Source organism: Streptomyces sp. NPDC059255 (genome assembly GCF_042752355.1).
Taxonomy (GTDB): Bacteria; Actinomycetota; Actinomycetes; order Streptomycetales; family Streptomycetaceae; genus Streptomyces.
This window is the reverse complement of sequence record NZ_JBHYZP010000076.1, coordinates 1-12,318: the sequence shown is the minus strand read 5'-3', so window position 1 is coordinate 12,318 and position 12,318 is coordinate 1. Positions and strand designations below refer to the sequence as shown.

The window sequence follows — 12,318 nt, the reverse complement described above, 5'->3', positions numbered from 1 at the left end:
CCCCTGGACGGAGGGCCGGGCAGGTGCCCGGCCCTCCGTCCAGGGGCCGCCGCCCGCCGCCGACGCGGATTCATGGACTTGTCCCACGTCAGCGACGCAATCGATCCTCACACGATCGGATGAATGTGGGGCGAACGTGGCAGTGAGACCCGTCACGGCTACTACATTCGCGCCGTTCCATAAGGGCTGCTTCCTTGGCCCGGAAGGCAGGAGACCGTACAGCACATGTCGGAACGACCTCCGCAGCGCACCCCCAACCGCCAGCTCGCCGCCCTCATCGCCGAAGCCGGATTCTCCCACGCGGGTCTCGCCCGCCGGGTGGATCAGCTCGGCCTTGAGCACGGCCTCGATCTGCGGTACGACAAAACGTCGGTGACCCGGTGGCTGCGCGGGCAGCAGCCGCGCGGCACCACCCCCGCACTGATCGCCGAGGTCTTCACCCGCCGGCTCGGACGCCGGCTCTCCGCGCAGGATCTGGGGCTGGACGCCTGTGCCCCGGTCTACGCGGGCCTCGAATTCGCCTCGACCCCCGAGGAAGCCGTCGACATCGTCGGCGGACTGTGGCGCAAGGACTCCGGCAGCCACAACGAACTCCGCAAGATCGCGTTCACCCCCGCGGGCCTCGTCGTCCCCAGCCGTGACTGGCTGATCGGACGCCCCGACGAACGGGTGGCCCACCCGGGGCTCACCGCCGCGCCCGCCGGGTCCGCAGGCCCCGCCGCTCCGGCCGGCCCCGGCGGCCAGGCAGGGGCCGGCACCGCACCCACCGGAGCCGCCTCCGGCCGTACCCCCGGTCCCGTCCCGCCGCGCCCCGGCCGGGGGCCGGGAGCCGCCCGGGTGCCCGCTCAGGCTCAGGCGCAGGCGCTCGCCAAGGGAAGACCTCAGGCCCCGGGGCACGCCGCGCAGGGGCCGCAGGGTGCCCTCGCGGCCCAGCACGCCCAGCACGTCCCGCCCGCCCCGTCGGCCCTCTCCGCGCTGTCCGGCGTCCCGCGCCAGCGCACCGAACGCGCCGTCGGCCAGCGCGTCACCACCGGCGACATCGAGGCCCTGCGCTCCGTCGGCGACCTCTTCCGCACCCTCGACCACGCCTACGGCGGCGGCCACGCCCGCCAGGCCCTCGTGCGCTATCTGGAGCACGAGGCCGAACCGATGCTGCGGGGCCTGTACGGCGAGACCACCGGCCGCAGGCTCTTCGCCGCCGCGGCCGATCTGACCCGGCTGGCCGGCTGGACCTCGTACGACATCGCCGCGCACGGCCTCGCCCAGCGCTACTTCGTCCAGGCGCTGCGGCTCTCCCAGGCGGCCGGGGACCGCGCGTACGGCTCGTACGTCCTGGTCACGATGAGCCGGCAGGCCGTCTACCTCGGCCACGGCCGCGAGGCGGTCCAGCTCGCCCGCGTCGCCCAGCAGGGCATCGGCGCGTCCGCGCCGCCGGTCGTCCAGGCGCTGCTGCACTCCGCCGAGGCGCGCGGGCACGGCGTACTCGGCGAGGCGCGGGCCTGCTCCGCCTCGCTCGTACGGGCCGAACGCGCCCTGGAGGCGGCGCGTCCCGGCGACGAGACGCCGCGCTGGGCGCGCTTCTTCGACGAGGCGCAGTTCGCGGACGAGCTGGCCCACTGCCACCGCGATCTCCAGCAGCACCGCGTCTCCGTCCAGCACGCCGAGCGCTCGCTCCAGCTGCGCGCCCCCGAGTACGCCCGCAGCCGCCTCTTCTGCCGGGTCGTGCTCGCCTGCGGGCGGCTCGGCCTCGGCGAGCTGGACCAGGCGTGCGTGCTCGGCGCGGAGGCCGCCCGGCAGGCCACGGAGATGCGGTCGGCGCGCGCGGTGGAGTACGTACGCGACTTCGAGCGGCGGCTGGAGCCGTACCGGGACGCCACGGCCGTACGGAACTACCGCGACCGGGTGGCGGCGATCGGCTGAGGAGCGCCGCGTGCTGGGCCGCGTGGTGAGCCGGTCCCGTCCGGGGGAGGTCGACGCCCGGACGGGACCGGAGCTGTGCGCCCGGCGCGCCGCTACGCCACCGCGGCGATCGGCGCCGTCTCGTACGCCGGGCGTACGCCCAGGTCGCGCAGGATCGCGTGGGCGGCACGGCGGCCCGAGAAGAGCGCTCCCTGCACGGTGTTCATGTCGCGGTGGTCGCCGCACACGTACAGCCCCGACAGCAGCCGGACCGGTCGGCGCAGGTCGTGCGGCGGGTTCATCGCCGGTACGGACTCCGGGTCGTGATGGACCGCCAGCAGCTCCCAGTCGTCGGTCGGCGTCCCGTAGAGGCGGGCGAGGTGCGCGCGGACCGTACGGTCCAGCTCGGCGGCCGGGGGAGGGGTGCCGAGCACCGTCGACGAGATCAGCACGCGGCCCTGGGGCGCGCGCGACGGGTCCACCGCGCTCATCACGGCCGTGTGCGTGACGGGGCCCTCGCGGTCGGCGTCCAGCAGCAGTGCGGGCTCGGCCAGCGGAGGCGCGGGCGCCGTGTGGTGCAGCACCGTCACGGAGTGGAAGTCCGGCACCCGCAGCCCGGGCAGCAGCTCGGCCGCGGTGCGCGCGCCCGTCGCCAGGACCAGCGAGCGGCAGGCGATCTCGCCGTGCTCCTTGGTGCTCACGCAGTTGATCGAGGTGTCCGTGACACAGACGTCCGTACGGACCGTGCCCTCCGGCAGGGTCCGCGCCAGCATGTCCGGCAGGGTGGCGGAGCCGCCGGCGGGAACGAAGAGCCGGCCCCGCGCGAACGCCCGCAGCGCGAGATCGGCGCACCGGCTCGACGTCCGGAGTTCCGGGTCGCAGAGCAGCGCGGTGAGCAGCGGGCGTATGAAGCCGTTGACGGTACGGGCGGGCAGCCCCCGCACCGCGAGCGCCTCCCCGGCGGTCCGCTCGGGGCGGCCCAGCAGCCGGGCCGTCGGGGTCGCCGCCAGGCGCCCCAGGGCGGCGCTGAGCCGCGCCTGGTCGACCGCGCCGCCCAGCGGTGGACGGGGGGCGCTCGCCAGGGCGCGCGCGACGGTGAGTGCGCTCCGCGCGCTCCCGACCGCACCGGTGCGGTAGTTCCTGCCCTCGCTGTGCACGAGCACGCCCGGCGAGAACATCCGCACGGCCACGCCTTCGAGCCCCGGCGTGCGGAGCAGATCCGGGTACGAGGTGGTGAGGAGCCGTCCGCCGCGGTCCAGCCGGAAGCCGTCGACCTGGTCCGTGGCCATCCGGCCGCCGATGTGGGGGGCGGCCTCCAGGACGCTGACCGTGACGCCCGCGCTGGTGAGGTGGTGCGCGGCGGACAGACCTGCGAGGCCGGCTCCGATGATGACGACGTCTGCGTGGTGCGCGGTGCTGAGTGCGGTGCTGAGCACGTGCCCCTCCCCGAGGTCAGCGCGGCTGGGTGGGTGGTCCGATGCCCGCACCGGATCCGATGCCCGCACCGGACCACCCGGAACGCCCCGGACGAGCCAGTCCGCAGTCCCGCCCGCGGCGCCACCGCGGACTCACTCGTCGAGTTCCGGGTCGAGCGTAGGGACGGACGGGCGCCGGGCGGACGCGCGCGGGCGGGGGCACCGATGCATGGGGGGTGCGTGGCCCCGTACGGCGGACGCGGCCGGACGGCGCGGGAGACCCCGCCCGGGCTCCGGCCCGTTCCGTGTGCGCTCCCGGCCCCGGCCACGAGCACGGCGGACCCGCTCCCGGGCCGGAGCGCCCCGCACCGGCCCCCGGGACGCCGCACCGGCCCCGCGGGCGCCACACCGCCCCGTGCCGCCGCCCTGTCCCGCCCCGCGCGGTCGCCCCGCCGGGCGCCTCCTGTCCCGCCCGCTACACCGCCGCCCGTACCGCCTCGTCGATCGTCGGGAACGCGAACGTGAAGCCCGACTCCAGCAGCCGCGACGGCACCACCCGCTGGCTGCCCACGATGTCGTCCGCCAGGCCGCCCACCACCAGCCGCAACGCCGCCGTGGGCACCGGGAACGGGGTCGGGCGGTGCAGGACGCGGCCCATCGCCGCCGTCACCTCGCGGTTGGTGACGGGCTCCGGGGCCGTCAGATTGACCGGGCCCTCCAGACCGTCCGTGTCGACGAGATGCCGCAGCGCCGCCACCTCGTCGTGCAGCGAGATGAAGCTCCAGTACTGGTCGCCCGAGCCGAGCCGGCCGCCGAGCCCCGCGCGGAAGAGCGGGAAGAGCCGCCCCCACGCGCCGCCCTTGCGCGCGACCACCAGACCGGTGCGCGGGAAGACCGTACGGATGCCCGCCTCCTCCGCCGGCAGCGCGGCCTCCTCCCACTCCACGCAGAGCGACGGCAGGAAGCCGTCCCCCGGAGGGGTGCCCTCGTCCACCTTCCGGTCCCCGGTGTAGCCGTAGAACCCGATGGCCGAGCCGGAGACCAGCACCCGGGGCGGCGAGTCGAGCGTGGTGAGGGCCTCCGCGAGGGTGGCCGTGCCGAGGATCCGGCTGTCCCGGATCTCCCGCTTGTACGCGTCGCTCCAGCGCCGGTCCCCGACGCCCGCGCCGGCGAGGTGGACGACCGCCTCGCAGCCGTTCAGCTTCCCCGCGTCGATCGTCTGCCGCACGGGGTCCCACTCGATCTCGTCCACCGCGCGGGCCGCGTGCCGTACCAGCCGCGTCACCTCGTGCCCGTCCGCGCGCAGGGAGCTGACAAGTGCCGTACCGATGAGCCCGGTCGAACCGGTGACCGCGATTTTCATGCACCCATCCTGCCTCCGGAACATCACGTGACACAGTTGCGCCATGGTGGAACCCCGGATACGTCCCGCCGAGCGCGCGGACGACGACGCCCTCGGCGCGCTCGACCGCGCGACCTGGTCACCGCTGCACGCCGTCACGCCGCGCCCGCGCCCGCCGTACGGACCGTTCTTCGACGCCCAGCACCGGCCGGAGGACTTCCTGGTCGCCGAGATCGACGGTGACGGGGGCGGGACGGTACGTGGTGACGGGAGCGGGCGCGGTGACGGGACCGGACACGGAGGCGGCGAGTCCGCCGACCGTATCGTCGGGTACATCCGCGTCGCCCGCCCCACGCCCCTCGCCAGCAACGCGCACGTACGGCAGATCCAGGGCCTCACGGTGTACCCGTGGGCGCGCGGCCGGGGCGTGGCGCGCGCCCTGCTGCGCGCGGGCGCGCTGCACGCGCGCAACCAGGGCGCGCGGCGGCTGACCCTGCGCGTCCTGGGGCACAACGCACCCGCACGGGCGCTCTACGAGGCCGAGGGCTTCCGCGTCGAGGGGATCCTGCCGGGGGAGTTCCTCCTCGACGGCGCGTACGTCGACGACGTCTTCATGGGGCTCCCGCTGGAGTGAGCCGCCGGGCGCGGCCCCCCGAACGGGAAGCGGCCGGGCTCACTCGCCCCCGAAGCGCTCCGTCAGCCTGGGGAAGCGTTCCGCAAGCGCCGCCTCGTCCTCGAAGTCCAGCGGGGTGCCCTCCGGCTCCGGGAGCTGCGCCGCGATCCCCAGGGCGGGCGCCACCACGCCCGTGAGCTGTTCGTACGCCTCGTCCGCCGCGTACCCCAGCTCCTCGCCGTCCCCGTCGACGGTCTCGTCGAACTCGTCCAGCAGCCCGGCCAGACTGTCCGGGTCGTGCAGCGCGCCCTCGAAGACCTCCCGGCCCTGCCCGATCAGCCAGCAGCGGAAGTAGTCGAAGGCGTCGTCGCTCGCGCCGTCGAGCAGGACGGCCGCCGCGCCCCAGAGATCCCAGTGGTAGGCGCGGTTGTAGCGCGACTCGAAGTGCCGCGCGAAGTCCAGTACGGAGTCGGGGTCGAGCTGGAGGAGCCGTTCGACCAGCAGGTCGGCATGGTCCTCGGGGTCGCCGTCGGCGGCCTCGCGGGTGCTGTCGACGATCTCCCAGAACTCCGTCTCGTCCATCACGGGTCAAGCATCGTGCCTGAGGAGGAGCGGCGCACGCGGAGCCGCGAGTCGCAGGACTTCTGTGACCTGCCGCGCCCCGCCACCCCTGCCGCGCCCACCCGTACCTCCTGCCCGGCTCCCGCACTCCCTGCCCGGCCCTCGCCACCCCCGCCGGCCCCGCGCCCCCGCTACCGGTACAGGTCGCGCATCCGCGCCGCCGCCTCCGCGAACCGGTGCCGCAGCGTGTCCGGCGCCAGCACCTCCGCGTCCGGGCCCAGCGTCAGCAGCTGGGTGTACGCCACCTCCTCCGACTCCACCGGCAGCGTCACGGTGATCCGGCCCTCCGCGTCCGCCGGGGCCGCCGCCTCGACCGCCTCCGTGGCGGCCACCCGGTCCGCCACGTACGGCAGCCTGCGGGCGCCCTCGGGGGAGAGGCGCACCTCGACCTCCGTGTGCAGCAGGGAGCGCGCGAACTCCGTCGCGCGCTCCTCCCAGAACGCCGGCAGATCGAAGGTCTCCTCACGAGAGAAACGTTCCTGCAATGGTTCGACCGCGGTGAACCGCTCGATCCGGTAGACCCGGAACGTGCCCTCCGTGGCGGCGCACAGGTACCAGACGCCCGCCTTCAGCACGAGACCGTACGGCGCCAGCTCCCGCTCCACCTCCACGTCCTTGCGCAGATAGCGCGCCGCCACCAGCCGGTCGCCCCACACCGCCTCCGCGATCGCGGGCAGCAGCTCCGGGGTCCCCGGCTCCTGGTACCAGCCGGGCGCGTCGAGGTGGAAGCGCTGCGCCGCCGCGGCCGGGGCGTCCCGCAGCGACGGCAGCAGCGCCGCCGAGACCTTCAGCCGGGCGGCCGACGAGATGTCGTCGAGCCCCATCTCGCGCAGCGCCCCCGGCACCCCGGAGAGGAACAGCGCCTCCGCCTCACCGCGCGCCAGGCCGGTCAGCCGGGTGCGGTAACCGCCGATCAGCCGGTACCCCCCGGACCGGCCCCGGTTGGCGTACACCGGGACGCCGGCCTCTGAGAGCGCCTGGGCGTCCCGGGTGATCGTGCGTTCGGACACCTCCAGCTCACGGGCCAGTTCGCCGGCCGTCATCGAGGGTCTGGACTGGAGGAGAAGGACCATTTTGATCAGGCGGGCAGCACGCATACGTCCATCATGCAGGGAGCCCCCGCCACCGAGTGACAGGGGCTCCCCGGCCTGCTATAGGGGATCTGACGGGTCGGCGGTCCGTGGAACGCCGACCCGTGCAAGGGCCGTCAGAGGCCGTAGCGCTCCCGCGCCTCCGCGATCCGCTCCGGCTTGACCTCGCCGCGCCGCGCGAGCTGCGCCAGCGCCGCGACCACGATCGACCGCGCGTCCACCCCGAAGTGGCGGCGCGCCGCCTCGCGGGTGTCCGAGAGCCCGAAGCCGTCCGTACCGAGCGAGCTGTAGTCCTGCTCCACCCACTGGCTGATCTGGTCCGGCACCTGCCGCATCCAGTCGCTGACCGCGAGCACCGGGCCCGGGGCGCCCGCCAGCGCGCGCGTCACGTACGGCACCTTCTCCTCGCCGCGCAGCAGGGCCTCGTCGGCCTCCAGCGCGTCCCTGCGCAGCTCGCTCCAGGAGGTGGCGGACCAGACGTCGGCCGTCACGCCCCAGTCGGCGGCGAGCAGTTCCTGTGCCTCCAGGGCCCAGTGGATCGCCGTACCGGACGCCAGGAGCTGGATCGCCGGTGCGTCGGCCGCCGCCGGGACGCCTTCCTTGAAGCGGTACAGGCCCTTGACGATGCCCTCCTCGACGCCCTCGGGCATCGCGGGCTGCGGCATCGGCTCGTTGTAGACCGTCAGGTAGTAGAAGACGTTCTGGTCCTCGCCGGGCACGGGCTCGCCGTACATCCGCCGCAGACCCTCCTTGACGATCACCGCGACCTCGTACGCGAACGCCGGGTCGTAGTTGAGCGACGCCGGGTTGGTGGCCGCGATGAGGTGCGAGTGGCCGTCCGCGTGCTGGAGCCCCTCGCCCGTCAGCGTCGTCCGGCCCGCGGTGGCGCCGACGATGAAGCCCTTGCCGAGCTGGTCGGCGAGCTGCCACATCTGGTCGCCCGTGCGCTGCCAGCCGAACATCGAGTAGAAGATGTAGAACGGGATCATCGTCTCGCCGTGCGTCGCGTACGACGTCGCGGCGGCGATGAAGTCGGCCATCGAACCGGCCTCGGTGATCCCCTCGTTGAGGATCTGGCCGTCCTTGGCCTCCTTGTAGTACATGATCTGGTCGCGGTCGACCGGGTCGTACGTCTGGCCCAGCGGCGAGTAGATGCCGGCCGACGGGAACAGCGCCTCCATGCCGAAGGTGCGGGCCTCGTCGGGGACGATCGGGACCCAGCGCTTGCCGGTCTCCTTGTCCCGCATCAGGTCCTTCATCAGCCGGACGAACGCCATCGTCGTCGCCACGGACTGCTTGCCCGAGCCCTTGGCGACGGCCTGGAACGGCTTCTCCGACGGCTGGGGCAGCGCGACCGCGTGCACCCGGCGGGCCGGGGCGGGGCCGCCGAGCGCCGCGCGCCGCTCCTGGAGGTAGCGCACCTCGGGGGAGTCCGCGCCGGGGTGGCCGTACGGCACCAGGCTGTCGTCGAGTTTCGCGTCCGGGATCGGCAGCTCCAGCAGGTCGCGCATGGTGCGGAACTGCTCGCCGGAGAGCTTCTTCATCTGGTGGTTGGCGTTGCGCGACTCGAAGCCGGCGCCGAGCGTGTAGCCCTTCACCGTCTGCGCGAGGATCACGGTCGGCGCGCCCTCGTGGGCCAGCGCCGCCCGGTACGCCGCGTACACCTTGCGGGCCTCGTGGCCGCCGCGCGAGGTGAAGAAACACTCGGCGATCTTCGCGTCGGTCAGCAGCTTCGCCAGCTCGACGAGGGCCGGCTCGGCGCCGAAGAAGTGCTCACGGATGTAGGCGACGTCCCGCGTGGCGTACGTCTGGAACTGGGCGTCCGGCACCTGGCGCAGCCGGCGGACCAGCGCGCCCGTGGTGTCCAGCGCGAACAGCTCGTCCCAGGCGGAGCCCCACAGCGTCTTGACGACGTTCCAGCCGGCGCCGCGGAACTGGGCCTCCAGCTCCTGCACGACCCGGAAGTTCGCGCGGACCGGGCCGTCGAGGCGCTGGAGGTTGCAGTTGATGACGAAGGTCAGGTTGTCGAGCCGCTCCCGCGCCGCGAGGGCGAGGGCCGCCGTCGACTCGGGCTCGTCCATCTCGCCGTCGCCGAGGAACGCCCAGACGTGCGAGGCGGAGGTGTCCTTGATGCCGCGGTTGGTCAGATAGCGGTTGAACCGCGCCTGGTAGATCGCGGAGAGCGGGCCGAGGCCCATCGAGACCGTGGGAAACTCCCACAGCCACGGCAGCCGCCGCGGGTGCGGATACGAGGGGAGACCCTGGCCGCCCGCCTCCTGGCGGAAGTGGTCCAGGTCCGTCTCGGTGAGCCGGCCGTCGAGGAAGGCACGGGCGTAGATGCCGGGGGAGGCGTGGCCCTGGACGTAGAGCTGGTCGCCCGAGCCGTCACCCTCCTTGCCGCGGAAGAAGTGGTTGAAGCCCGTCTCGTACAGCCAGGCCGCGGAGGCGAAGGTGGCGATGTGCCCGCCGACGCCGTACCGGGCGCCGCGGGTGACCATCGCCGCCGCGTTCCAGCGGTTCCAGGCGGTGATCCGGGACTCCATCTCCAGGTCGCCGTCGAACGCGGGCTCGGCGGCGGTCGGGATGGTGTTCACATAGTCGCTCTCCAGCAGCTCGGGCACCGGGACCCCGGCGGTTCCCGCATGCTGGAGGGTGCGCCGCATCAGGTACGCGGCGCGGTGCGGGCCCGCGTGTTCGGTGACGGCGTCCAGGGAGGCCGCCCATTCGGCGGTCTCCTCGGTGTCACGGTCCGGGAGCTGGTCCAGCTCGCTCGGAAGCTTGCCTACGGGGTCGGGCATCATCGCCGCCTTCCGGACAGGAGGGGGGTGGAGAAGTGGTCATGTCTGGCAGGACAGGACGCTGGGCTGGGTGCAGCCCGTCGTCGACTGTAAAACGCTGATCGATGATCGATCAAAGGGTTGAACGGCAAAACTTCTCGATCTCAAGAAATTGGCATCCCGTGCCGCACGAAAGGGCACGGAGTGACGGACGGTAATTCATGACAGAAGTGGGGCAGAAGGTGATGATTCAGGCGCGCGGTGCGCATCCGAGCACATGGTCCTTCACCAGTGAGCCGATGCCCGGGTCCCGTCTGCGGAACGCTTCGACCAGCTCCTGATGCTCCTCGGCGTACGACTTCTGCACCGTGCCCAGCCAGCGGATCGACAGCGCGGTGAAGACCTCGATGCCGAGCCCCTCCCAGGTGTGCAGCAGCACAGCGTTACCGGCCGCCCGCACCAGCTCCCGGTGGAAGCCCACCGTGTGCCGTACCTGCGCGGTCCCGTCGGCCGCCCGGTCCGCCGCGTACAGTGCCGTCACGTGCGGCTCCAGCGCGGAGCAGTCCACGGCCAGCCGCTCGGCGGCCAGCTCGGCGGCGATCTGCTCCAGACCGGCCCGTACGGGGTAGCTCTCCTCCAGGTCGGCCGCGGTGAGGTTCCGGACCCGTACGCCCTTGTTGGGCGCCGACTCGATCAGCCGCAGGGACTCCAGCTCGCGCAGCGCCTCGCGTACGGGCGTCTGGCTGACCTGCAGTTCCGTCGCGATCCTGCGCTCGACGATCCGCTCGCCCGGCTTCCAGCGACCGCTGACGATCCCCTCCACGATGTGCTCGCGGATCTGTTCGCGCAGCGAGTGGACGACAGGCGGACTCATGAAGGGCTCCTCGGGCCGGGAAGATGTCTGGACAATACGGCGGTACGCACCGAACGACAGCGCCCCCGCCCGGACTTTTCTCCGGGCGGGGGCGCCATTGCCGTACGGGGGATGCCTGCGACGCTCCCGCGGTCGTCCCAGGCCGGGGCTCCACCTCTTACAGGCCGAGCTCCACCTCGAACTCGCCGGCTTCGAGGATCGCCTTGACCGCCGTCAGGTAGCGGGCGGCGTCGGCGCCGTCCACCAGACGGTGGTCGTAGGAGAGCGCGAGGTACGTCATGTCGCGCACCGCGATGGTCTCGCCGAGGTCCGGGTGGTTGATGACCACCGGGCGCTTGACGGTGGCGCCGATGCCCAGGATGGCGACCTGGGTCGGCGGCACGATGACCGTGTCGAAGAGCGCGCCGCGCGAGCCCGTGTTGCTGATGGTGAACGTCGCGCCCGCCAGGTCGTCCGGGGTGATCTTGCTGGCTCGGACGGCCGCCGCCAGCTCCGCGGTCTTCTTGGAGATGCCGGCGATGTTCAGGTCGCCCGCGCCCTTGATGACCGGGGTCATCAGACCCTTCTCGGAGTCCACCGCGATACCGATGTTCTCCGAGTCGAAGTACGTGATCGTGCCCTCGCCCTCGTTGATCCGGGCGTTGATGACCGGGTGGGCCTTCAGCGCCTGGGCCGCCGCCTTGACGTAGAACGGCATCGGGGACAGCTTGACGCCCTCGCGGGCGGCGAAGGAGTCCTTCGCCTGCGCGCGCAGCCGCATCAGCTTCGTGACATCGACCTCGACCACGCTGGTGAGCTGGGCCTGCGTGTGCAGCGCCTTCACCATGTTGTCGCCGATGACCTTGCGCATGCGGGTCATCTTGACGGTCTGACCGCGCAGCGGGGACGCCTCCAGCTTCGGCGCCCTGGACGCCGCCGGGGCGGCGGCGGCCGGAGCCGGGGCGGCAGCGGCGGCCTTGGCGGCGGCAGCGGCTTCGGCGGCGGTGATGACGTCCTGCTTGCGGATCCGGCCGCCGACGCCGGTGCCCTTGACGGACGCCAGGTCGACCGCGTTCTCCGCGGCGAGCTTGCGGACCAGCGGCGTGACGTACGCGCCGGCGTCGTCGCCCGCGGGGGCCGCCGGGGCGGGCGCGGGGGTGACCGGAGCCGGCGCGGCCGGAGCCGGAGCGGGGGCGGCGGGGGCGGCCGGGGCGGCCGGCGCGGGCGCCGGAGCCTTCGGGGCCTCCTGTACGGGGGCGGCCGGGGCCGGAGCCGGAGCGGCGGGAGCCGGGGCCGGGGCGGCCGGAGCCGCGGCCGGAGCCGCCGGAGCCGGAGCAGCGGCGGCGGGAGCGGCCGGGGCCGCGCCCGGGGCGCCGATGACGGCCAGCTTCGCGCCGACCTCCGCGGTCTCGTCCTCGCCGACCACGATCTCCAGCAGCACACCGGCGACCGGGGCGGGGATCTCGGTGTCGACCTTGTCGGTGGAGACCTCCAGCAGCGGCTCGTCCTCCGCGACCTCCTCGCCGACCTCCTTCAGCCACCGGGTGACGGTGCCCTCGGTGACCGACTCGCCCAGCGCGGGCAGCGTGACATCGGTGCCGGAGGCGCCACCGGCCGGGGCGGCGGGCGCTGCGGGCGCGGGCTCGGCGGCCGGGGCGGCCGGTGCCGGGGCCTCGGCGGCGGGGGCCGGGGCGGCCGGAGCCGCGG

Annotated in this window: 9 protein-coding genes; 2 read left to right on the top strand and 7 right to left on the bottom strand. The window is 73.8% G+C overall.

The features are described 5' to 3' along the window. Window positions 1-225: 225 nt before the first annotated feature. The gene (locus tag ACFXKG_RS40650) at window positions 226-1,920 is read left to right on the top strand and encodes a regulator (RefSeq protein ID WP_384850487.1); all 1,695 of its coding nucleotides are present in this window, start codon (window positions 226-228) and stop codon (window positions 1,918-1,920) included. Window positions 1,921-2,012: 92 nt separating this feature from the next. On the opposite strand, the gene ACFXKG_RS40645 is transcribed toward ACFXKG_RS40650, so the two are convergent. Further along, a complete protein-coding gene (locus ACFXKG_RS40645; RefSeq protein ID WP_384850485.1) occupies window positions 2,013-3,335 on the bottom strand; it encodes an NAD(P)/FAD-dependent oxidoreductase in 1,323 nt (440 codons plus the stop codon). 454 nt (window positions 3,336-3,789) lie between these two features. Next, window positions 3,790-4,677, bottom strand: a complete 888-nt coding sequence (locus ACFXKG_RS40640; protein ID WP_384850482.1) for a TIGR01777 family oxidoreductase — start codon at window positions 4,675-4,677, stop codon at window positions 3,790-3,792. Window positions 4,678-4,720: 43 nt separating this feature from the next. Here ACFXKG_RS40640 and ACFXKG_RS40635 point away from each other — a divergent pair, with 43 nt between their 5' ends. Next, window positions 4,721-5,290 (top strand): GNAT family N-acetyltransferase, encoded by a 570-nt coding sequence (locus tag ACFXKG_RS40635; RefSeq protein ID WP_384850479.1) that lies wholly within the window; start codon window positions 4,721-4,723, stop codon window positions 5,288-5,290. 39 nt (window positions 5,291-5,329) lie between these two features. Here ACFXKG_RS40635 and ACFXKG_RS40630 read toward each other — a convergent pair whose 3' ends face one another. The 5 genes from ACFXKG_RS40630 to sucB form a co-directional block, all read right to left on the bottom strand. Continuing rightward, the gene (locus tag ACFXKG_RS40630; RefSeq protein ID WP_384850489.1) at window positions 5,330-5,851 is read right to left on the bottom strand and encodes a DUF4240 domain-containing protein; all 522 of its coding nucleotides are present in this window, start codon (window positions 5,849-5,851) and stop codon (window positions 5,330-5,332) included. Window positions 5,852-6,021: 170 nt separating this feature from the next. Beyond that, window positions 6,022-6,987: a helix-turn-helix transcriptional regulator gene (locus ACFXKG_RS40625; RefSeq protein ID WP_384850476.1), complete on the bottom strand. Its 966-nt coding sequence runs from the start codon at window positions 6,985-6,987 to the stop codon at window positions 6,022-6,024. A gap of 110 nt (window positions 6,988-7,097) precedes the next feature. Beyond that, window positions 7,098-9,779, bottom strand: a complete 2,682-nt coding sequence (aceE, locus tag ACFXKG_RS40620; protein WP_384850473.1) for a pyruvate dehydrogenase (acetyl-transferring), homodimeric type — start codon at window positions 9,777-9,779, stop codon at window positions 7,098-7,100. A 229-nt stretch (window positions 9,780-10,008) separates the two neighbouring features. Next, entirely contained in the window at window positions 10,009-10,632 is a 624-nt protein-coding gene (locus ACFXKG_RS40615; protein ID WP_365806751.1) for a GntR family transcriptional regulator, read from the bottom strand. 157 nt (window positions 10,633-10,789) lie between these two features. Next, the coding region (gene sucB / locus ACFXKG_RS40610; protein ID WP_384850470.1) for a 2-oxoglutarate dehydrogenase, E2 component, dihydrolipoamide succinyltransferase at window positions 10,790-12,318 on the bottom strand (1,529 nt) is incomplete at its 5' end.